Origin of the sequence: Chryseobacterium carnipullorum (assembly GCF_003815695.1) — a bacterium.
Taxonomy (GTDB): Bacteria; Bacteroidota; Bacteroidia; order Flavobacteriales; family Weeksellaceae; genus Chryseobacterium; species Chryseobacterium carnipullorum.
Genome location: NZ_CP033920.1, coordinates 4,224,548 through 4,245,586, shown reverse-complemented (window position 1 = coordinate 4,245,586; position 21,039 = coordinate 4,224,548). Strand labels below are relative to the sequence as shown.

The 21,039-nt window shown below is 38.0% G+C and carries 20 protein-coding genes; 11 read left to right on the top strand and 9 right to left on the bottom strand.

Going from position 1 to position 21,039, the window contains the following annotated elements; translation table 11 throughout:
• Positions 1-101: 101 nt before the first annotated feature.
• From hisG to hisIE, 8 genes are read left to right on the top strand one after another with little or no spacing between them, the layout of a single operon-like run.
• On the top strand, positions 102-959 hold the full coding sequence (gene hisG, locus EG346_RS19420) for an ATP phosphoribosyltransferase (protein ID WP_073330917.1): 858 nt from the start codon (positions 102-104) through the stop codon (positions 957-959).
• A 2-nt stretch (positions 960-961) separates the two neighbouring features.
• Positions 962-2,236, top strand: a complete 1,275-nt coding sequence (hisD, locus tag EG346_RS19415; RefSeq protein WP_123880901.1) for a histidinol dehydrogenase — start codon at positions 962-964, stop codon at positions 2,234-2,236.
• 4 nt (positions 2,237-2,240) lie between these two features.
• Complete coding sequence (hisC, locus tag EG346_RS19410) at positions 2,241-3,269, top strand: histidinol-phosphate transaminase (protein WP_123880899.1); 1,029 nt, start codon at positions 2,241-2,243, stop codon at positions 3,267-3,269.
• Entirely contained in the window at positions 3,269-4,363 is a 1,095-nt protein-coding gene (gene hisB, locus EG346_RS19405) for a bifunctional histidinol-phosphatase/imidazoleglycerol-phosphate dehydratase HisB (RefSeq protein ID WP_123882811.1), read from the top strand. The genes hisC and hisB overlap by 1 nt, the downstream gene beginning before the upstream one ends.
• Positions 4,364-4,942, top strand: coding sequence for an imidazole glycerol phosphate synthase subunit HisH (gene hisH / locus EG346_RS19400; protein WP_123880897.1), 579 nt, complete (start codon positions 4,364-4,366; stop codon positions 4,940-4,942).
• Between the two features lie 3 nt (positions 4,943-4,945).
• Positions 4,946-5,668 carry a 1-(5-phosphoribosyl)-5-[(5-phosphoribosylamino)methylideneamino]imidazole-4-carboxamide isomerase gene (gene hisA, locus EG346_RS19395; RefSeq protein ID WP_123882808.1) on the top strand — a complete coding sequence of 241 codons (723 nt, stop codon included), beginning with the start codon at positions 4,946-4,948 and terminating at the stop codon, positions 5,666-5,668.
• On the top strand, positions 5,661-6,413 hold the full coding sequence (hisF, locus tag EG346_RS19390; RefSeq protein ID WP_073330905.1) for an imidazole glycerol phosphate synthase subunit HisF: 753 nt from the start codon (positions 5,661-5,663) through the stop codon (positions 6,411-6,413). Before hisA ends, hisF begins: the two co-directional genes overlap by 8 nt.
• Complete coding sequence (gene hisIE, locus EG346_RS19385; RefSeq protein WP_073330902.1) at positions 6,410-6,997, top strand: bifunctional phosphoribosyl-AMP cyclohydrolase/phosphoribosyl-ATP diphosphatase HisIE; 588 nt, start codon at positions 6,410-6,412, stop codon at positions 6,995-6,997. The genes hisF and hisIE overlap by 4 nt, the downstream gene beginning before the upstream one ends.
• Positions 6,998-7,080: 83 nt before the next feature.
• On the opposite strand, the gene EG346_RS19380 is transcribed toward hisIE, so the two are convergent.
• From EG346_RS19380 to thrS, 8 genes are all read right to left on the bottom strand, one after another.
• Entirely contained in the window at positions 7,081-8,268 is a 1,188-nt protein-coding gene (locus tag EG346_RS19380) for a M28 family peptidase (RefSeq protein ID WP_123880895.1), read from the bottom strand.
• Positions 8,269-8,355: 87 nt separating this feature from the next.
• Positions 8,356-9,540, bottom strand: coding sequence for a M28 family peptidase (locus EG346_RS19375; RefSeq protein ID WP_123880894.1), 1,185 nt, complete (start codon positions 9,538-9,540; stop codon positions 8,356-8,358).
• 37 nt (positions 9,541-9,577) lie between these two features.
• Positions 9,578-10,753 carry a M28 family peptidase gene (locus EG346_RS19370; RefSeq protein ID WP_123880892.1) on the bottom strand — a complete coding sequence of 392 codons (1,176 nt, stop codon included), beginning with the start codon at positions 10,751-10,753 and terminating at the stop codon, positions 9,578-9,580.
• A 238-nt stretch (positions 10,754-10,991) separates the two neighbouring features.
• Positions 10,992-11,336 carry a 50S ribosomal protein L20 gene (gene rplT / locus EG346_RS19365; protein ID WP_034705993.1) on the bottom strand — a complete coding sequence of 115 codons (345 nt, stop codon included), beginning with the start codon at positions 11,334-11,336 and terminating at the stop codon, positions 10,992-10,994.
• A gap of 116 nt (positions 11,337-11,452) precedes the next feature.
• Positions 11,453-11,650, bottom strand: coding sequence for a 50S ribosomal protein L35 (gene rpmI, locus EG346_RS19360; RefSeq protein WP_047453167.1), 198 nt, complete (start codon positions 11,648-11,650; stop codon positions 11,453-11,455).
• 278 nt (positions 11,651-11,928) lie between these two features.
• Positions 11,929-12,756: an alpha/beta fold hydrolase gene (locus tag EG346_RS19355; protein ID WP_123880890.1), complete on the bottom strand. Its 828-nt coding sequence runs from the start codon at positions 12,754-12,756 to the stop codon at positions 11,929-11,931.
• A gap of 203 nt (positions 12,757-12,959) precedes the next feature.
• Positions 12,960-13,460 (bottom strand): translation initiation factor IF-3, encoded by a 501-nt coding sequence (gene infC, locus EG346_RS19350; protein WP_181876074.1) that lies wholly within the window; start codon positions 13,458-13,460, stop codon positions 12,960-12,962.
• A 99-nt stretch (positions 13,461-13,559) separates the two neighbouring features.
• Complete coding sequence (gene thrS, locus EG346_RS19345; RefSeq protein WP_123880887.1) at positions 13,560-15,479, bottom strand: threonine--tRNA ligase; 1,920 nt, start codon at positions 15,477-15,479, stop codon at positions 13,560-13,562.
• Between the two features lie 265 nt (positions 15,480-15,744).
• Here thrS and EG346_RS19340 point away from each other — a divergent pair, with 265 nt between their 5' ends.
• Entirely contained in the window at positions 15,745-16,713 is a 969-nt protein-coding gene (locus EG346_RS19340) for a dipeptidase (RefSeq protein ID WP_123880885.1), read from the top strand.
• 35 nt (positions 16,714-16,748) lie between these two features.
• On the opposite strand, the gene EG346_RS19335 is transcribed toward EG346_RS19340, so the two are convergent.
• Positions 16,749-18,293: a hypothetical protein gene (locus tag EG346_RS19335; RefSeq protein WP_123880883.1), complete on the bottom strand. Its 1,545-nt coding sequence runs from the start codon at positions 18,291-18,293 to the stop codon at positions 16,749-16,751.
• A 146-nt stretch (positions 18,294-18,439) separates the two neighbouring features.
• On the opposite strand from EG346_RS19335, the gene EG346_RS19330 reads away from it, so the two are divergent.
• Positions 18,440-19,603: a 2-isopropylmalate synthase gene (locus EG346_RS19330; protein WP_073330882.1), complete on the top strand. Its 1,164-nt coding sequence runs from the start codon at positions 18,440-18,442 to the stop codon at positions 19,601-19,603.
• A 31-nt stretch (positions 19,604-19,634) separates the two neighbouring features.
• Entirely contained in the window at positions 19,635-21,023 is a 1,389-nt protein-coding gene (gene leuC / locus EG346_RS19325) for a 3-isopropylmalate dehydratase large subunit (protein WP_123880881.1), read from the top strand.
• Positions 21,024-21,039: the final 16 nt, after the last annotated feature.

Here is a 21,039-nt window from a genome sequence, read left to right as displayed (position 1 = left end):
TTAAAACCGTCTGAGTAAACAGACGGTTTTTTTGTTTCCCGAATTCTTCCCGGAAATAGCCAACAGATCAGTTTTATTTACTCAGACTTCAAAACAATACAATGAGTAAATTAAAAATTGCAATCCAGAAAAGCGGCAGGCTTTACGAAGAATCTTTACAACTCCTCAAAGACTGCGGTATTTTCGTCAACAACGGAAAAGACCAGCTCAAGGTTTCCGTAGACAATTTTCCCATGGAGATCATGTATCTCAGAAATTCAGACATTCCACAATACCTTGAAGACGGCGTGGTAGATATCGCTATTGTCGGTGAAAATCTGCTGGCTGAAAAGCAGAAAAATATCCAGATTGTTGAGAAGCTGGGCTTTTCAAAATGCAGGGTGTCTTTAGCCGTTCCCAAAGAAGTGGAAACTGATGATCTATCCTATTTTCAGGGCAGAAAAATTGCCACTTCCTATCCCAATACTCTTAAAAATTTCCTCGATAAAAGTGGAATCCAATCCGACATTCACATCATTTCCGGCTCCGTTGAAATAGCTCCTAATATCGGGCTGGCAGATGGTATTTGTGATATTGTAAGTTCCGGCAGTACCCTATTTAAAAATGGATTGAGGGAAACCATCACCATTATGAAATCAGAAGCCGTTTTAGCAAAAACTTCGGTGCTTACTCCTGAAAAAGAAGCCATTCTCAATAAATTTCTGTTTCGTATCCAATCGGTTTTAAGAGCAAAAAATTCAAAATATATCCTGATGAATGTTCCCGATGAAAAGATCAAAGACATCGCCTCTGTTCTTCCTGTTCTAAAAAGTCCAACGGTTATTCCATTGGCAGAAAAAGGCTGGAGCAGCATTCATTCTGTGATTGATGAAGAAAGATTTTGGGACGTCATTGATGAACTGAAAGCATACGGAGCTCAGGACATACTCATTATTCCAATCGATAAAATGGTTATTTAATTATGAAGACATACAGATTTCCAGCAAAAAAAACTTGGCCAGAGTTGGTAAAACGACCGGTTTTCGAACGTAAAGAAATATCAGGACTGATTACGGAAATATTTGAAGCCGTAGAAAAAGACGGGGACAATGCGCTTATTAATTTTAATAAAAAATTTGACAAAGCCATCACGCCACACATTGCAGTTTCAGAAGCAGAGATTAATAATTCTGAAAATGAAATCTCTGATGACTTAAAAAGAGCCATCAGACAGGCAAAAGAGAATATCTTAAAATTTCATGCTTCTCAAATAACGAAAACAGAGAAAATTGAAACTGCAAAAGAGGTAATCTGCTGGCGTGAAAATAGAGCAATAGAAAAAGTAGGGATCTATATTCCTGGCGGAACTGCCCCTTTGTTTTCAACCGTTCTTATGCTTGCCGTACCAGCGAATCTGGCTGGATGTAAAGAAATTATTCTTTGTACACCACCTGACCGTAACGGTAATATCAATCCTGCCATTCTGTTCACAGCCAAACTATGCGGGATTACCAAAATATTCAAAACAGGGGGAGCACAGGCTATTGCAGCAATGACTTTAGGAACAACAAGCATTCCGAAGGTTTATAAAATTTTTGGTCCTGGAAACCAGTTTGTTGTGGCAGCTAAAGAATATGCACAACGTTACGGTGTAGCGATAGACATGCCTGCAGGCCCCAGCGAAGTTCTTGTGATTGCAGACCGTCAGGCTATTCCCGATTTTTGCGCCGCAGATCTGCTTTCACAGGCAGAACACGGAAGCGACAGTCAGGTAGTTTTCATCACGACAGATCTCAAAATTTTTACCGAAACCATAGAAGCTGTAGAAAAACAACTGGGTAATCTTCCAAGAAATGAAATGGCCCGTCAGGCATTGGATCACAGTATTTTTATACTGATCGATTCTATTGAAGAAGCTTTGGAGTTCAGTAATCTTTATGCTCCCGAACACCTGATTCTGGCTTTGGAAGATTTTGAAAAGTTTATTCCGATGATTGACAATGCAGGATCTGTCTTCCTTGGAAATTATTCCTGTGAAAGTGCGGGAGATTATGCCAGCGGAACCAATCATACATTGCCTACCAATGCCTATGCCAGGAACTACAGCGGCGTTTCTCTGGACAGTTTTGTCAAGAAAATAACTTTCCAGCATCTTTCAAAAGAAGGCCTTGAAAATATAGGGAAAACAATAGAAATCATGGCAGAGGCCGAAGGTCTTATCGCCCACAAAAATGCAGTATCGATCAGATTAAAATAATACAATGAAAGAATTCAATATCAATAGTTTAGTAAGAGAGAATATCGTAAAATTACAACCTTATATAAGTTTCAGGGATCACAATGAGTTTAATGCTCCTGTATTGCTGGATGCTAATGAATGTCCGTTCGGGGAATTCAACAGATATCCGGATTCGTCTCAGAAAAAGCTTAAAAATAAATTGGCAGGTCTTAAAGGTCTTTCTCCGGAACAGATTGCAATAGGGAACGGAAGTGATGAATTGATCGATTTAATTATTAAAATCTTCTGTGAACCTAAAAAAGATGCCATTCTGATGATGAATCCCTCTTTTGCGATGTACGGTTTTTATGCCGCCGTGAATGAAAATGAAGTGGTAAAATTAGATCTGGATGACAATTTTGAAATGGTAAAAGATGATTTTATAAAGATTACTCAGAAACGTGATATCAAAGTGTTTTTTCTCTGTTCTCCCAACAACCCAACCGGAAACAGTGTAAAGGATCTTGAATTTTTCATTCAGAATTTTGATGGTATTGTTGTCATTGATGAAGCATATATCGAATTTTCAGAAAACAGATCAGGAATTGAGGTACTGGATCAGTATCCTAACGTCATTGTCCTTCAGACCTTTTCAAAAGCCTGGGGAACCGCGGGAGCAAGAGTGGGAACAGCGTATGCTTCCAAAGAGATTATCCGTTTTATCAATACGGTAAAAGCTCCTTATAATGTCAACGCTCTGAGCCAGGAACTGATCATAAGCCTGTTGGATGATAAAAATAAACTTAAAGACAATGTGGCTAAAGTCTTAAACGAAAGAGAATGGCTGAAAGAAGAGTTTAAAAGTATCGACTGTATTGAAAAGGTATTTCCTACAGATACCAATTTCTTCCTGATTAAAATGAAGGACGGTACAAAAGTGTATCAAACCATGCTTGATGAAGAAATTTTAACAAGCCAGAGAGCACCTGCGATACAGAATTGTATCAGGATCAATGTAGGAACCCGTGAAGAAAATGAAAAATTGATCAATATATTAAAAACTGTAAAATGATGAAAAAAGTATTATTCATAGACCGTGACGGAACACTTATCGTAGAGCCACCTGCGGACTTTCAGGTAGATTCATTGGAAAAACTGGAATTTTATCCCGGAGTTTTTCAGAACCTTTCCAAAATTGTCAGAGAAATGGATTACGAACTGGTGATGGTGACCAATCAGGACGGTTTGGGAACGGAAAGTTTTCCCTTTGAAGATTTCATCAAACCTCAGGAAAAAATGGTGAAGACCTTCGAAAATGAAGGCATTATTTTCAGCGATATTCTGATCGATAGAAGCTTTGAACATGAAAACCTTCCTACCAGAAAACCGGGAATCGGGATGCTTTCAAAATACATCCACGGCAACTATGATCTTGAAAACTCCTATGTAATTGGTGATCGAAGTACGGATATTCAACTAGCTAAAAACATGGGAACTCAGTCTATTTTCCTCAATGAAAACTTTAATAAGGATGCGACCCTGAGTACCACCACTTGGAACGGAATTTATTCATTTTTAAAACAGGAATCCAGAAAGGCTAAAGTCTACAGAAAAACCAATGAAACCGAAATCGATATTGAAATAGATCTTAACGGAAACGGAACTTCTAAAATTTCAACGGGTCTTCATTTTTTTGATCATATGTTGGAACAGATCTCGAAGCACGGAAATTTAGACTTAAAAATCAAGGTTAACGGAGATCTTCAGGTCGATGAGCACCACACCATTGAGGATACGGGAATTGCTTTGGGAGAAGCTTTCTTAAAAGCTTTAGGAAACAAAAAAGGGATTGAAAGATATGGTTTCCTGCTTCCGATGGACGACTGTCTGGCCCAGGCGGCGATCGACTTCGGAGGAAGACCCTGGCTGGTCTGGGATGTGGAATTTAAAAGGGAAAAGATAGGAGATGTTCCTACGGAAATGTTTATTCATTTTTTCAAATCATTCACAGACTCTTCAAAATCCAATCTGAATATCAAAGCAGAAGGAAGTAATGAACACCACAAAATAGAAGCGGTTTTCAAAGCATTTGCAAAAGCTGTAAAAATAGCAGTAAACCAGTCAGATAGCAATTATAATTTACCATCAACCAAAGGAAGTTTATAGATGATCGCATTAATAAAATATAACGGAGGAAATGTAAGCTCAGTTCAGAATGCACTGGCAAGATTGAATATTGAATCGGTAGTTACTGATGATCCCGAACTGATTCTGAAAGCAGATAAAGTTATTTTTCCCGGGGTGGGAGAAGCTTCTTCAACGATGAAGGTTTTGAAAGAGAAGGGCCTTGATCTGCTGATTCCTGCTTTGAAGCAACCTGTTTTGGGAATTTGTCTCGGCATGCAGCTGATGTGCGGGGATAATGAAGAAGGAGGGACAAGAGGAATGGGAATTTTTGATGTTGATGTTAAAATATTTCCGCCTGAAGATCTGGTTCCCCACATGGGCTGGAATACGATTTCAGATCTTAAGAGTCCCCTTTTTTCAGGAATTGAGGAAAATAGTGATGTCTATTTTATCCACAGCTACTATTGCGCGCTTGCAGATTCTACCATTGGGGGATGTGATTATATTCTGCCCTTCAGTGCTTCGCTTCATAGAGATAATTTCTTTGCCGTACAGTTTCACCCGGAAAAATCCGGGGCAACGGGCAGTAGAATATTAAGCAACTTTATTAAATTATAAATGATGAAAATTATTCCAGCTATTGATATTATTGACGGAAAATGTGTCCGTCTTTCAAAAGGAGATTATTCCACAAAAAAAATATACAGTGAGAATCCGGTAGATATTGCCAGGGAATTTGAAAGCTATGGGATTCAGTTTCTCCATCTTGTTGATCTTGACGGCGCGCGTTCTAAGCATATTGTGAACCAGAAAGTACTCGAGAATATTTCCAGGGAAACATCACTTCATATTGATTTTGGAGGTGGTTTAAAAACAGGGAATGATATAGAAATTGCCTTTAACTCCGGGGCAAAACAAATTACGCTTGGTAGTATTGCTGTTCAGGATCCGGAATTCTGCTTAGAAATGATCCGGAAATATGGCAGCGAAAAGATTATTCTGGGAGCAGACTGCGAAAACAGAAAAATAAAAACTTCTGGTTGGCAGGAAGAAAGCAGCTTGGATATTATTGATTTTCTTTTGGATTATCAGAACAAAGGAATCATTCAGACGATATGCACGGATATTTCAAAAGATGGAATGCTGGAAGGTCCTTCTACAGATCTGTACAGAGAAATTCTGGATAAAACATCGTTAAGGCTTACCGCCAGCGGTGGTATCTCATGTATCGAAGATGTTGAGCGGATGAAAGAGATCGGATGTTCAGGAACGATCATAGGAAAGGCGATTTACGAGGGAAAAATACAATTACAACAACTTCAGAAATTGATTGAAAATGCTTAAAAAAAGAATTATTCCCTGTCTGGATATCAAAGACGGGACAACAGTAAAAGGCGTTAATTTTGAAGGTTTACGGAATGCCGGAGATCCAATAGAGCTTGCGGTAAAATATGAGCAGGAAGGGGCTGATGAATTGGTTTTTCTGGATATTACAGCCACATTGGAAGACCGGAAAACATTTGTCGGGTTGGTAAAAGATATTGCAAGAAACCTGAGTATTCCTTTTACGGTAGGCGGAGGAATTTCGTCTTCTGAAGATGTGAGAAAACTTTTGGATGCCGGCGCGGATAAAATCAGCATCAATTCTTCTGCGGTTAAAAATCCACAGTTGATCTCTGAACTTTCGAAAGAGTTTGGAAGCCAGTGTATCGTTGTAGCGATAGATACGCGATTGACCGATGGAGCAGATCTGGTGTATGTGAGAGGAGGAAAACTTGCTACGAGCTTAAATACCGTAGAGTGGGCGAAAGAAGTGGTATCTTTAGGTGCCGGTGAAATTCTTCTTACCTCTATGGATGGAGACGGAACAAAAAATGGATTTGATATCCGAATGACGAAACTTGTTTCAGAGGCAGTCAGTATTCCCGTCATTGCTTCCGGAGGAGCAGGCAGTGCAGATGACTTTGTTCAAGTGTTGAATGAAACCAAAGCTACCGGCGCCTTGGCAGCCAGCATTTTCCACTTTAATGAAGTGCCGATTCAAGAATTAAAGCAACAACTAAGAACTCAAAAAATACCCGTACGATGAAAATAGATTTTGAAAAAAACAATGGCCTGGTTCCGGTCATCATTCAGGACAGCAGAACACAGCAAGTGCTGATGTTAGGCTATATGAATGAAGAGGCATTAGAAAAAACAGAAAAAGAAGGGATTGTCACCTTTTTCAGCCGTTCCAAAAACAGACTCTGGACCAAAGGAGAAGAATCCGGCAATTTCCTAACAGTAAAAAAAATAAGCATAGATTGTGATCAGGATACCTTATTAATTCAGGCAGTACCTAAAAATACGGTTTGTCACACCGGAAGTTTCAGCTGTTTTGGTGAAAAAGATAATAAAGGCTTCCTGTATGAGCTGGAAGCTAAAATAGCTGATAGAATTGATAGCGAGACAGAAGGTTCTTATACGTACTCCCTTTATCAGAGAGGAATCAATAAAATGGCGCAGAAAGTAGGCGAGGAGGCTGTAGAACTGGTCATTGAAGCGAAAGACAGCAACGACGATCTATTCAAAAACGAAGCAGCGGATTTGTTGTATCACTTTTTGATATTGCTTAAAGCGAAAGGATTTTCGATGCAAGATATAGAGGGGATCCTTCGGAGTAGAGATCAATAAAAAAGATTATTATCTATCGAAATCAGTAATAAAAAAGCAGGAAAAATTACTTCCTGCTTTATGTTATAATGTAAATAGTAACACTATCTTTCAATCAAAATTTTTCGTACAGCCGTTTGCCCATCAGCTTTGATAACACCAATATAAGCTCCTTCAGGAAGTCCTGAAACATTAATTTTGGTTTCGTTGTTCTTTCTTAAAAGTACTTTTCCGGAAAGCTCTGTAATTTCAAAACTGAAATCCTTGATATGGGTACCGGGAAGTTCGATATTTACAGTATCTTTAGATGGGTTAGGGTAAACAGATACAGCCTCAAGGGAATCATTGGAAACCGTTTCCTTAGTTTTCATTACCAATGAACTGGCAGAAGTAGCAACGGCAAAATGCTGCAAAGCTCCAACAGTCGCTTTTCCTATTTTAAAGATATAAACAGGATCTGTATTGGCAAAGGTATCATTGGATGTATGCGGATACGTACTTCTTATTCTTTCAAAAAAACCGGTGATGATCTCCCCTTTTCTTTCAAACGGAATATAGTCTGTATCTTCTGCCGGATCTACCGCTGTCTGAAGAGGCGAATACAAGGCCGTACAGTTTCTAAGTTGTTGGGTGACTGCCGCAGCTGCTGCATTATTACTGGTGGGTCCCGCCTGATCCTGGTCACAGTACACCGTATTATTGTTATTCCCCATAACACCGCCTACCTGGTCAAGATTAAATACAAGTTTAATATCCAATACTCTTACTCCGTTCTGATACGCCACATTATTGACATAATGGGTACTTCCTCGCAATCCCTGTTCCTCACCGGAGAAATGGATGAATTTAATGGAATATTCGGTAGGAACATTTCTTAAAATCCTTGCCGCTTCTAAAATGATAGACGTTCCGCTGCCGTTATCGTTCACTCCGGGACCATTAATGCTATCAAAATGCCCGCAGATGATCACGTACTTATTAGGATAAACAGTTCCTGTTTTGGTAATCACGAGGTTTTTAGAACTTGTACTGCCAAATGTGAAAGGATCTTCTGCGATCTGGCTGGCAGAATACCCGTAGGAAATATATTTATTTTTGATCCACGTTAATGCATTGGCGTTATTGGTGGAACCGGTGGTCTTGATACCAAGATTGGAGAACTGTTGTAAGTTTGTGGTAATATTGGTTTGTGAAACCATATTCGCCCTGTCCTGGTACGCCTGAATAAAACTCTGAGCCTTACTGACTGATACTGCCAGAAGAACTGAAAGAATAGTGATTGTTTTTTTCATGTTAATTATATTTTATGATGTAGTGGTTGGTCATCTGTATGAATAATAAAAGTCCTGGATTTTAATCCTGGACTTAATGAGTGATCGTTATTTTTCAATAATGATCTTTCTTGTAACGCTGGAACCTTCATTCTTTACAGTACATAAATAAATTCCATTTTCCAGACTTGAAATATTAAGCTGAGATTTATTTTCGTCTTTTAACATCGAAAGACCTGCAAGGTTAGTAATTTCAACGGTGAAGCTTCTTGTTCCTGAATCCGGCAATTCAATGTTTAAAATATTTTTAGCGGGATTTGGGTACATTTTTACTGATTCCAGTGTCGTTAACGGCTTTTCTTTAGATGCTGAAACAGCCGAAACCGTAGAAGATGCCGTTGCAAAGTGCTGCATTGCGCCTACAGCAGCTTTGGCTACTTTAAATACATAAACAGGATCTACATTGGCAAAGGTATCATTGACAGTATGCTCATTGTAACTTCTGGTATATTCATAAAAACCGGTGATCACATCTCCTTTTTTTTCAAAAGGCATATAATCGGATGAATAAGCATTGGAAATACTGGTCTGAAGAGGAGAGTACAGGGTCGTACATGTTGCCAGCTGTTGCGTCACTGTGTTTGAAGCTGCATTATTTCCTGATTGTCCCGAGGTATCGCGTTCACAGATGATCTTATTGTTCACATTGCCTATCTTACCGCCTACCTGGTCAAGGTTGAACACCAACTTGATATCCAGCTTTCGTACCCCGCTCTGAAACTCGACATTATTAGCATAATGAGCACTTCCGTATAAGCCTTGTTCCTCACCGGAGAAATGAATGAATTTAATTGAATATTCTGTAGGAACATCTTTTAAAATTCTGGCCACCTCTAAAATAACAGACGTTCCGCTGCCGTTATCACTGGTGCCGGGACCTGTAATGGTGTCAAAATGCCCGCAGATAATAACATATTTATTAGGATAGAGAGTACCTGTTTTGGTAATCACAAGATTCTTTGAACTGGTACTGCCAAACGTAAAAGGATCTTCTGCGATCTGGCTGGATGAATATCCGAAAGAAGTGTATTTGTTTTTAATCCAGGTTAACGTATTGGCATTATTGACAGATCCGGTGGTTTTGATTCCCAGATTGGAAAATTGCTGCAGATTGGTGGTAATGTTGGTCTGTGAGACCAGATCTGCCCTGTTTTTATACGCCTGAATCAGAGTCTGGGCACTGACGCTTCCAACCGCTAATGCAGTGTACACAAATGTGGTAAGTTTTTTCATATAAAATATTTTGTAATTGGGTGTGATTGGGGGGTGATTATTTTTCTATAATAATTTTTCTGGTTATGCTATTTTTATCTGATTTTACGGTCACCATGTAGGCTCCGCTAGTCAATCCTGATGTATTTATTTTATTTTCGTTTTCAGCATTGAGCAGCAATCTTCCATTCATATCACTGATCTTAACTTTAAAGGTTTTATGATCCGTAGGCAATTCTATAGTAATCACATCATGAGCCGGATTAGGATAGATTTTAATGATTTCTGATGAATGATCTACAGCTGCTTCATCAGTTGCTAAAGTAATAGTAGAAGCCCCGGCAAAGTGCTGCAATGCACCTAGCGCGGCTTTTCCAACATTAAATACGTAGACAGGATCTACATTGGCAAAAGTATCATTGATGGTATGCTCATTATTACTTCTTGCCGTTTCGTAAAAGCCTGTAATAATATCGCCTTTGTTCTCGAATGGAATGTAATCTGAATTGTAAGCATTAGATAGGGTAGGCTGCAGGGGAGAATAAAGGGTGGTACAGGTAGCCAGCTGTTGGGTCATCGCCAGTGAAGCTGCATTGTTTCCGCTTTGTCCGCTCTGATCACTTTCACAGTTGATATTGCTGTTTATATTTCCAATTTTTCCGCCTACCTGATCGATATTGAAGACAACTTTCAGACTGAGCTGACGTGCGCTGTTCTGAAAAACAACATTGTTGACATAATGAGAACTTCCCACATATCCCTGTTCTTCACCTGAAAAATGAATGAATTTCACAGAATAATCTGTAGGCACATCTTTTAAAATTCTGGCAGCTTCAAGCAGGATAGAGGTTCCGCTACCGTTATCACTTACTCCCGGACCTGTTACAGTATCGTAATGACCGCAAATAATTACGTAGATATTAGGGTAAAGGGTTCCGGTTTTGGTTATAATTAAATTTTTTGAAGTGTTTCCGTTATAGGTAAAACTGTCTTCTGTGATCTGGCTCGCAGTGTATCCGTAAGACTGATATTTTGTTTTAAGCCAATTCAGTGCATTGGTATTTTCTACAGAGCCGGTAGTTTTTACTCCCAGATTCCCAAATCCCTGAAGATTTGCCGTAATATTGGCCTGGGATACTTTATTGACTCTGGTTTGATAAGCCTGTATAAAATTCTGGCCATGAAGGCTATAAGCTGACAAAGAAACGAGTAAAAGAGTCGTTATTTTTTTCACTTTTAACTAAAGTTTTATAGATTTAATAATTCAACAAATGTAGATAATAAAAATCAATATTATTTTATGGAAAAAGGAAAAATTCTATACTATGGCTACATTTTTTTTAATCAATACAAAAAAGTGAAATTTAATCTATATTTTTTCATTTTTAGTTAAAAATAGCCATGAGGCAAAGGTTTGTAAAAAAAAATCCCGAGCAAAGCCCGGGATTATATTGATAACAAAAAATTCTACATTATTTTACTTGATCTACAACTGCTTTGAAAGCTTCAGGGTGATTCATTGCTAAATCAGCTAAAACTTTTCTGTTAAGCTCAACGTTGTTCTTTTTAAGAGCTCCCATAAATTGAGAGTAAGACATTCCATGCTCTCTGGCACCCGCGTTGATACGAGTAATCCAAAGTGATCTGAAATTTCTCTTTTTCTCTTTTCTTCCACGGTAAGCATATTGCATTGCTTTTTCTACCGCGTTTTTAGCTACTGTCCAAACGTTCTTTCTTCTACCGAAAAAACCTTTAGCTTGCTTAATAATTTTCTTTCTGCGAGCTCTTGAAGCTACTGCATTTACTGATCTTGGCATAATTTAAATTGTTTTTTTGAAAAGGGCGGCAGTGAACTGCTCTTAGTGGCACCGTTTCAGGGTTAAATTGTTGAATTTGTTTGAATTCTTATAAACCGAATATAGATTTATAAAAACTACTTAATGGCTAATTGACGTAGAACGCTTTTTGTATCCACAGCAGCTACGTAAGAAGTTTGCGTAAGATTTCTCTTTTGCTTCGTTTCTTTCTTAGTTAAGATGTGGCTTTTGAAAGCATTTTTTCTTTTAATCTTCCCAGTTCCGGTAAGTTTAAAACGCTTTTTAGCACCTGATTTCGTTTTTAATTTTGGCATTGTTCTGCTTTTTTATTGTTTTGTTATCAATATCTTGTCCGTTATTCCAGGTAATACCCAGGAATTATAGTTGGCAAAGATACAAAAAAAACATCAATCTTTTCCCGGTATCATAGATTTTATAATAATTTCTTTAACAGTGGGAGATTCGATATTTTCATAGAATAGAATAGAATAGAATAGAATAGAATAGAATAGAATAGAATAGGGTAGAGAATTTATAAAAATCGAACTGCAGATATCTATACCTGCAGTCCGGTTTTTATGTTCTGTGAAATTTAAGTTGATGATTTGAAGAACTCCAGAAGATCTTTATTGATCGTTGCAGCTTCTGTCGTTGGCATTCCATGAGGGAATCCGGGATAAGTAATTAATTTTCCGTTTTTAACTAATTTTGCAGCGACCACCCCTGTGATTTCGTAAGGAACAATCTGATCATCTTCACCATGCAATACCAAAACGGGTACCTCTGTGCTTTTAAGATCTTCAGTAAAATCGGTTTCAGAGAAAGCTTTGATGCAGTCATAATGCGCTTTAATAGATCCCATCATTCCCTGTCTCCACCAGTTTCTGCGGATTCCTTCAGATTCTTTAGCGCCTTCTCTGTTATAACCGTAGAATGCTAATGAAAAATCTACAAAATATTGTTGTCTCTGAGTAGCTGTATTTTGACGGATCTCATCAAAAACAGACATCGGAACACCGTTTGGATTACTATCACTTTTAACCATAATTGGGGTTACTGCACTTATTAAAACAGCTTTTGAAGCCCTTCCTTTGCTATATTGAGCGACGTATCGGATCACTTCTCCGCCACCTGTAGAATGTCCCACATGAATGACGTCTTTAAGATCTAAGGCTTCAACAATTTCGGCAACGTCAGAAGCATAAGTATCCATATTATGTCCTTCTGCAGTCTGTTCAGATCTTCCGTGTCCTCTTCTGTCATGGGCAATTACTCTGTAGCCCTGCTCCAGGAAGAACAACATCTGCGCATCCCAGTCGTCGCTGGATAATGGCCATCCGTGGTGAAAAAATACAGGTTGTCCTTTTCCCCAGTCTTTGTAATAAATCTCCGTTCCGTCTTTTAATGTAAGTGTGCTCATTATTTTTTTATTTTTAAGTTATTAATAATACAACAAAGAGTATTGTTTCTTGTTTACAATACAAAAGTATGCCAATATGTTTCATTGGATGTTGATCTAAGATAATATTTAATAATAACTTAATAAATTTTGAATATAAAAAAGCCTCAAAGTATTTTGAGGCTTTTTTATATGATAGGAAATAGACCTTACGGCTATTAAAACTATTTAGCTGGTTTTTTAGGACTCATCATCATGATCATTCTTTTTCCTTCAAGCTTAGGCAGCTGATCTACTTTTCCAACGTGCTCAAGTTCCTGAGCCAGTTTTAGAAGCAAGATTTCTCCCTGATCTTTAAAGATAATTGAACGTCCCTTAAAAAATACGTAGGTTTTCAATTTTGAACCTTCTTCAAGGAATTTCTCAGCATGTTTCTTCTTAAATTCATAATCATGGTCATCGGTCTGAGGTCCGAAACGGATCTCCTTTACCACCACTTTTACCTGCTTAGCTTTTAGTTCCTTCTGCTTTTTCTTCTGCTCGTATAAAAACTTTTTATAGTCTAATATCCTTGCAATGAAAGGTTCAGCCTTATCCGAAATTACCACTAAATCCAATTCCTGTTCCGTAGCAAGTTGTCTTGCTTTATCGATTGGAAAAATTCCCGGCTCTACGTTATCGCCCACTAAACGAAGCTCTCTCACACGAATTTTATCGTTGATCAAGTGTAAGTCCTCCTGTACAGGACGTCTCTGTGGGCCCCTGTTGTTAAATCTTTGTGCTATTGTATTAAATTTTATTGGTTAACTTTCTATTTAGCAATATTATATTGCTGCTTCTTTCTTAAAATAATTGACGAAATCTTCCATATTCATCACTCCAAGATCTCCTTCTCCACGTCTTCTTACAGAAATCGTGCCGTCATTCTCTTCATTTTCACCTACAACCAGCATGAATGGGATCTTCTTCAATTCTGCATCACGGATTTTTTTACCCGTTTTCTCATTTCTGTCGTCAATCAGACCGCTAATATCGTGATTTTCCAAAAATTGTGAAACTTTTTTTGCATAATCTACGTATTTTTCACTGATCGGTAAAATAATGAACTGATCAGGGCTTAACCATAATGGGAAATCTCCTGCCGTATTTTCTAATAAAATGGCGATAAAACGCTCCATAGAACCGAATGGGGCTCTGTGGATCATCACCGGTCTGTGTTTCTCATTATCGTTTCCGATATAATGAAGATCAAATCTTTCAGGTAAGTTATAGTCAACCTGGATGGTTCCAAGCTGCCATTTTCTTCCTAAGGCATCTTTCACCATGAAATCAAGTTTCGGACCATAGAATGCAGCTTCACCGTATTCTACAATTGTTTTCAACCCTTTTTTCTCAGCTGCGTTGATGATCGCGTTTTCGGCTTTTTCCCAATTTTCATCAGAACCGATATATTTTTCTTTGTTATCAGGATCTCTTAACGAAACCTGAGTTACAAAATCTTCAAAACCTAATGATTTAAAAACATAAAGCGTTAAATCAATTACTTTTTCAAATTCCTCTGAAAGCTGATCCGGAGTACAGAAAAGGTGAGCATCATCCTGAGTAAATCCGCGAACTCTTGTCAACCCGTGAAGTTCTCCACTTTGCTCATATCTGTAAACCGTCCCGAATTCTGCATATCTCTTTGGTAGATCCCTGTAGCTCCATTGTGATGTTTTGTAGATTTCACAGTGGTGAGGGCAGTTCATGGGCTTCAGCATGAATTCTTCACCTTCATTTGGAGTTTTGATAGGCTGGAAGCTGTCTGCGCCATATTTATCCCAGTGTCCTGAGGTTACATACAATTCTTTTGAACCGATGTGTGGTGACATGACAAATTCATACCCTCCTTTTTTCTGAGCATCAGAAAGAAAATTTTCCAGTTTTCTTCTCAAAGCAGTACCTTTTGGCAACCATAAAGGAAGACCTGCACCCACTTTTTCAGAGAAAGCGAAAATACCTAATTCTTTACCAAGTTTTCTGTGATCTCTTCTTTTGGCTTCTTCCAGTCTTTCAAGATATTCAGTAAGCTCTTTCTGTTTAGGGAAAGAAATACCGTACACTCTTGTCAACTGAGGATTTTTTTCATTTCCTCTCCAATAGGCTCCTGCTGCATTTAATATCTTAACAGCTTTTACAATATTGGTGTTTGGAATGTGTCCTCCACGGCATAAGTCTGTAAAATCATCATGCGTTACAAAAGTAATTTCGCCATCATTAAGATTGGTGATCAATTCAACTTTGTAAGGATTATCTGCATAGGCTTTTAATGCCTCTTCTTTAGAAACAGGGTACAATGAGAAGGTTGAACCTTTTTTAGCATTTTCCAATACTTTCTTTTCGATTTTCTCAAAATCCTTTTCAGATAAACTTTCGTCTCCAAAATCTACATCATAATAGAATCCGCTTTCTATCGCAGGACCGATGGTCAACTTAGCATTGGGATAAAATTCAAGGATCGCCTGCGCCAACAAGTGGGCAGAAGAATGCCAGAACGCTTTCTTTCCAAGATCATCATTCCAGGTTAACAATTGTACCTTTGAATCCGTGGTTATAGGTGTGGTCGTTTCTACTTGTTTGCCGTTTACAACTGCGGAAATGGTATTTCTAGCCAATCCCTCGCTTATAGATTTTGCCACATCTAAAGGAGTAACTTCTCCCTCAAATTCTTTGACACTATTGTCTGGAAGTGTAATTTTTATCATTGTTTACTAAGAAATTTTAAGATGCAAAAATACGCATTTTTTAGTTAATATGCTATATTTAAAGTATATTTGAAATAAGAATTACGATTGAATCTTCAAAATTGGTTTTGTGATTTAGAATGTATTCATTATTACCCTATTTTTTTCATGGAGAAATACCTTTATACTTTAGTGTCTTCCAGTAAGAAAGCTCTGAAACAGGGAAAGTTCTGCCTTCTAAAATCTGATACTGCCTCAAAAAAGAAATGATAATATGTATAATGATATGAGAAACTTTAATATCGATCTGCACTGTGATTTGTTATGCCATCTGTTAAGCCCCGGTTCAACCATTGATGATAAAGAGCTGGGGTGCTCCCTTCCTTACTTAAAAGAAGGAAATGTAAAACTCCAGGTAATGGCCATATACTCAGCGACTGGCGCTAATAGTACCGTGGATGCAGCAAAACAGAGTGAACTGTTTTCAGAGATGCTGAACAATGAAAATTTCTTTTTATTTGAAGGGGATAATTACAAAGCCTCTGAAAATGAAAACAAAGTAGGCGTCATTGCTTCCATTGAAAATGCGTCTGGTTTTTGTGGGGAAGATGAGTCTTTAGAATCAGGATTTAAAAACCTGGAAGCCATCATTGAAAAGACAAAGAAAGTTCTTTATCTTGGAATGACTCACCATACCGAAAACCGTTTTGGGGGTGGAAACAATTCTGAAGCCGGATTGAAAGACGATGGAAAAGTCCTGATTGACTATATTTCAGACAAAAGAATCCCTGTTGACCTGGCGCATACAAGCGATAAGTTGGCTTATGGTATCCTAAACTATATTGATCAGAAAAATTACAATATTCCTATTCTGGCAAGCCATTCTAATTACAGGTCCATTCATGACAAAAACAGAAATCTTCCTGATGAACTTGCTAAAGAAATTATCAGAAGGAAAGGATTGATCGGGCTTAACTTCATCCGAAACTGTGTAGATGAGACGAATCCTGAAAAACTTTATGAACACATTCAATACGGACTTGATCTGGGAGGTGAAGAGGCTATTGCCTATGGTGCCGATTTTTTCTATTGTAAAAACCATCCTGACAAATCACGTTATCCTTTTTTCTTTGCCGGATATGATGATGCAACTGCAATGAATACCATTAACAAAAGGATTGAAAGGGATTTCTCTCCTGAAATTATGGAAAAGATCAGCTATAAAAATGCTTTGAAATTTATAGAAAGTATTTAACCGTATGGTGGCTGAGGGTCCCGAAGCCACCAATTTTATTTTTTCCTTTTATACCGTACTTTCTGTTTGATGATTTCAATCACATCCACATTTCTTACTTTAGATTGTACCCATCCGTGGATATCAATATACAGCAGTGATCTCCTGTAGTATTCATTTTTAGAAAAGCCATCAAGAACTTTATCAAAAACTTCAAATGATTCCTGCTGATTGCTTAAAACCAGACTGTTAATATTTTTAAAAAACTGGATACTTTCAAAGTGGAACGCCTCAGGTTTTTTCATTTTTTTTGCAAATTTCAGCGTTGAATTGATGAATTCATCATAGTCTTCATCGTTTCCGGATTCATACTTCGCCATCAGAATCAGAATTCTGGTATGAAAAAGAAGGTCTTCCTGCACATTTCCTTTGCACTCAACCACCTTCATGGCATATTCAATGGATTTGTCAAAGTTTTTACTTCCGAAAAGCATGGCCGACATTTTCAGATAAAGAATCATAAAGTGGTGCTCGTCAATTCTTTCCCGAAGTCTGTCCATTTTAAGTTCAATCTCGGGAATAAGTTTTGTGCCGGTAAAAAATTCACCTTTTACAAAATGAATATTCATCAATGTATTGTAATGGGTAAGGAAAATTAAAGCCTGCAGATTTTCATTCTGCGCAAAATTCTCAGCGTTGACGGTGGTGTTGAAATTCTCGAAATGCTCTTCCAGAATATCGATATTTCCGTACAGAAAAAGAATCTTAAGAAGATAAGTATTCCCTTTGATATACCACACCGGATGACTAAAGATCATTTCAGGCTTTTTATGGAAAAGATCTACCCATTGATGAGCATATTTTAATGTATACTTGTAATCCTGAAGCAACTGATTCTTCCAGACGTGGGCTTTGAAATACCAGAGTTTTTCTGTGAAATTAAGTTTTTCCAGCTTTATTTTTTGGATCTGATCATTGAAAAGCTCCAATACTTTTTCCCGGTCCGCATCATTTTTTACATACCCATGCGTAAGCATTTCACTGTATAGTTTAAGCGAAAGATTGGAAAGTTCCGTGGCATAATGATTCTGTCGGCTGATTTCGGTAGACTGCTCAATAAGTTCATCAGCCCGTCCTTTTATACTTCGGGTAATAAACTGTGATTCAATTACTTTTTCAAGATCAATAATTTCGGAAGCAATACTTTTTTCATCCAGTTCTAATGCCGATTGTTTAGTCTTATCCAATATTTTTAAAGCCTGTTTATAAAGTCCTTTCTGATACAAAATATTGGCAAAATCCAGTTGTTCCCGAAGCTGTATCCTGTAGTTCTGATGACTTGGATTCATTCTAAGGCTCACCAGAATCTGTTTGTACAAATGGGCTTTCAGGTTGGAAAGCTGTTGTTTCGTAGAAATTTTTTTCTCGATGATGGGGTGTTCATCATATTCTTTCATCTTATCCAGTTCCGAGAATAGGAGCAGAAATTTAGCATCAACATTAATTCCGAGACGGTTCACGTACAACTTGAACTGACGTTTTTCAGAAGTAGTTAATGATTTAATCAGGACAAACAAAAAATCTTTCTGCAATTCTGCCATTGTAAATTTGTAAAATGTAAATTATTGATTATTAATTAAATGTGGTTATTTTATTGGCTATTGAATATTGTAATTTTCAGAAAAATTGAAAACGTAAAAATATTGTAAGCAGTAGTTTTGATCAAAATTAAGTAAAAAACTTCATTATGAATTCCGAAAAAATCGAAATTTTTGATACTACGCTGAGGGATGGGGAACAGGTTCCCGGATGTAAACTGAATACGAAACAAAAACTGATGATCGCAGAAAGACTCGATAAGCTAGGGATTGACGTAATAGAGGCTGGTTTTCCTATTTCAAGTCCCGGAGATTTTGAATCTGTTTCAGAAATTTCAAAACTGGTAAAAAATGCAAAAGTTTGCGGACTCACAAGAGCCAATAAAAAAGATATAGACGTCGCTGCTGAATCACTAAAATTGGCAAAAAGGCCACGTATTCATACCGGGATCGGAACTTCTGACTCTCATATTCAATATAAATTCAACTCAACAAGGGAAAATATTCTTGAACGTGCTGTAGAAGCCGTAAAATATGCGAAAAGTTACGTGGAAGATGTAGAATTTTATGCAGAAGATGCAGGAAGAACGGATAATGCTTATTTGGCAAAGGTTTGCGAAGAAGTCATCAAAGCAGGCGCTACAGTGCTAAATATCCCTGATACTACAGGTTACTGCCTTCCCGAAGAATATGGACAGAAAATAAAATATCTGAAGGAAAATGTAAAAGGAATTGAAAAAGCGGTTTTGTCTTGTCACTGTCATAATGATTTAGGCTTGGCGACAGCAAATTCAATTGCAGGAGCCATTAACGGAGCGCGGCAGATTGAATGTACGATCAACGGATTAGGAGAAAGAGCCGGAAATACCGCTCTGGAAGAAGTAGTTATGATTCTTAAACAGCATAAAGACTTAAACCTTTACACGAACATCGATTCCAAAATGCTGAACGAAATGAGTCTGATGGTCTCTGATCTTATGGGAATGCCGGTACAGCCTAATAAAGCCATTGTCGGAGCCAATGCTTTTGCCCATAGCTCAGGAATTCACCAGGACGGTGTCATTAAAAACAGAGAAACTTATGAAATCATAGATCCTGCAGAAGTGGGAGTTAATGCTTCATCTATCATTCTTACAGCCAGAAGTGGACGCTCTGCATTAGCGTACCGATTTAAACATATTGGTTATGATATTACCAAAGATGAACTGGATTATCTGTATCAGGAGTTTTTAAAAATCGCTGACATGAAAAAAGAGGTGAAAAATGATGATCTGTACATGATGATGGAAACCTCCAGCAGAAAAATAGGATAATAATTGATTTTAAAATCAAGGAAAATTGAATATGGATACTAATAGAAAGACACTTTTTGACAAAGTCTGGGATGCTCACGTTGTAGAAACTATTCCCGACGGACCTCAAATTATTTATATAGATAAACATCTGATTCATGAGGTGACAAGTCCTCAGGCTTTTGCAGAGCTCGAAGCAAGAAATCTCGAAGTTTTCAGACCCAAACAAATTATCGCTACAGCAGATCACAATGTCCCCACTCTCCATCAGGAACAGCCGATCAGGGATGAGTTATCAAGAAATCAGGTAGAGCAGCTTACAGAGAACTGCAAAAAAAATATGGTTGAACTGTTTGGATTAGGGCATCAATACCAGGGAATTGTTCATATCATCGCTCCTGAATTGGGAATTACGCAGCCGGGAATGAGTATTGTATGCGGAGACAGCCATACTTCTACACACGGTGCCTTCGGAGCTATAGCGTTCGGTATTGGGACCAGTCAGGTTGCTCAGGTTTTTGCCAGTCAGTGCCTGTTGTTGAATAAGCCTCAATCTATGCGGATTACAGTTAAGGGTGAACTCAATGAAAATGTTCAGGCGAAAGATGTCATTCTTTATATTATTTCCAAAATCGGAACCGATGGCGGAACGGGTTATTTCTGTGAATATGCAGGAAATGTTTTTGAAGAAATGTCGATGGAAGGGAGAATGACCGTTTGTAATATGAGCATTGAAATGGGAGCTAGAGGCGGAATGATTGCACCGGATGCTACGACATTTGATTATGTAAAAGGAAAAACATTCGCCCCGAAAGGAGAGGAGTGGAAAGAGAAATTAGCCTATTGGAAAACCCTTAAGACGGATGAAGGAGCTTCTTTTGATAAAGAATTGACTTTTGATGCTTCAGAAATATTTCCAATGATCACGTATGGAACTAATCCGGGAATGGGAATTTCAGTTCATGAAGCGATCCCAGTTCCTCAGAATGAATCTGAAGAAAAAGCGCTTCAGTATATGGGCTTAAAAGCAGGTCAGAAAGTTTCGGGAATCAAAGTACATTATGTCTTTATCGGAAGTTGCACCAATGCGAGGATAGAAGATTTCCGTTCCGCAGCACAATATATTAAAGGGAAAAATAAATCTGAAAGCGTAAAGGCTCTGATTGTTCCGGGGTCGCAGCAGGTCGTAAAACAAATTTATGAAGAAGGTCTGGATAAGATTTTCAATGATGCAGGATTTCAGATTCGTCAGCCCGGATGTTCAGCCTGTCTCGCGATGAATGATGACAAAATCCCTGAAGGAAAATATTGCGTATCAACCTCGAACAGGAATTTTGAAGGAAGACAGGGACAGGGAGCCAGAACGATTCTTGCCAGTCCGCTCACAGCAGCGAAAGCCGCTATAGAAGGAAGAATTTCAGCTTTTGAAAGCTTAAACTAAACAGATCAAACAGACA

Excerpts from the sequence above, each read along its gene's own strand:
- hisIE (WP_073330902.1), top strand. The coding sequence starts at position 6,410 with ATGAAAATAGATTTTGAAAAAAACAATGGCCTGGTTCCGGTCATCATT.
- hisA (WP_123882808.1), top strand. The coding sequence starts at position 4,946 with ATGAAAATTATTCCAGCTATTGATATTATTGACGGAAAATGTGTCCGT.
- hisF (WP_073330905.1), top strand. The coding sequence starts at position 5,661 with ATGCTTAAAAAAAGAATTATTCCCTGTCTGGATATCAAAGACGGGACA.
- hisC (WP_123880899.1), top strand. The coding sequence starts at position 2,241 with ATGAAAGAATTCAATATCAATAGTTTAGTAAGAGAGAATATCGTAAAA.
- EG346_RS19375 (WP_123880894.1), bottom strand. The coding sequence starts at position 9,540 with ATGAAAAAACTTACCACATTTGTGTACACTGCATTAGCGGTTGGAAGC.
- hisD (WP_123880901.1), top strand. The coding sequence starts at position 962 with ATGAAGACATACAGATTTCCAGCAAAAAAAACTTGGCCAGAGTTGGTA.
- rpmI (WP_047453167.1), bottom strand. The coding sequence starts at position 11,650 with ATGCCAAAATTAAAAACGAAATCAGGTGCTAAAAAGCGTTTTAAACTT.
- EG346_RS19335 (WP_123880883.1), bottom strand. The coding sequence starts at position 18,293 with ATGGCAGAATTGCAGAAAGATTTTTTGTTTGTCCTGATTAAATCATTA.
- rplT (WP_034705993.1), bottom strand. The coding sequence starts at position 11,336 with ATGCCAAGATCAGTAAATGCAGTAGCTTCAAGAGCTCGCAGAAAGAAA.
- thrS (WP_123880887.1), bottom strand. The coding sequence starts at position 15,479 with ATGATAAAAATTACACTTCCAGACAATAGTGTCAAAGAATTTGAGGGA.
- EG346_RS19380 (WP_123880895.1), bottom strand. The coding sequence starts at position 8,268 with ATGAAAAAAACAATCACTATTCTTTCAGTTCTTCTGGCAGTATCAGTC.
- hisB (WP_123882811.1), top strand. The coding sequence starts at position 3,269 with ATGAAAAAAGTATTATTCATAGACCGTGACGGAACACTTATCGTAGAG.
- EG346_RS19340 (WP_123880885.1), top strand. The coding sequence starts at position 15,745 with ATGAGAAACTTTAATATCGATCTGCACTGTGATTTGTTATGCCATCTG.
- hisH (WP_123880897.1), top strand. The coding sequence starts at position 4,364 with ATGATCGCATTAATAAAATATAACGGAGGAAATGTAAGCTCAGTTCAG.
- EG346_RS19355 (WP_123880890.1), bottom strand. The coding sequence starts at position 12,756 with ATGAGCACACTTACATTAAAAGACGGAACGGAGATTTATTACAAAGAC.
- hisG (WP_073330917.1), top strand. The coding sequence starts at position 102 with ATGAGTAAATTAAAAATTGCAATCCAGAAAAGCGGCAGGCTTTACGAA.
- EG346_RS19330 (WP_073330882.1), top strand. The coding sequence starts at position 18,440 with ATGAATTCCGAAAAAATCGAAATTTTTGATACTACGCTGAGGGATGGG.
- leuC (WP_123880881.1), top strand. The coding sequence starts at position 19,635 with ATGGATACTAATAGAAAGACACTTTTTGACAAAGTCTGGGATGCTCAC.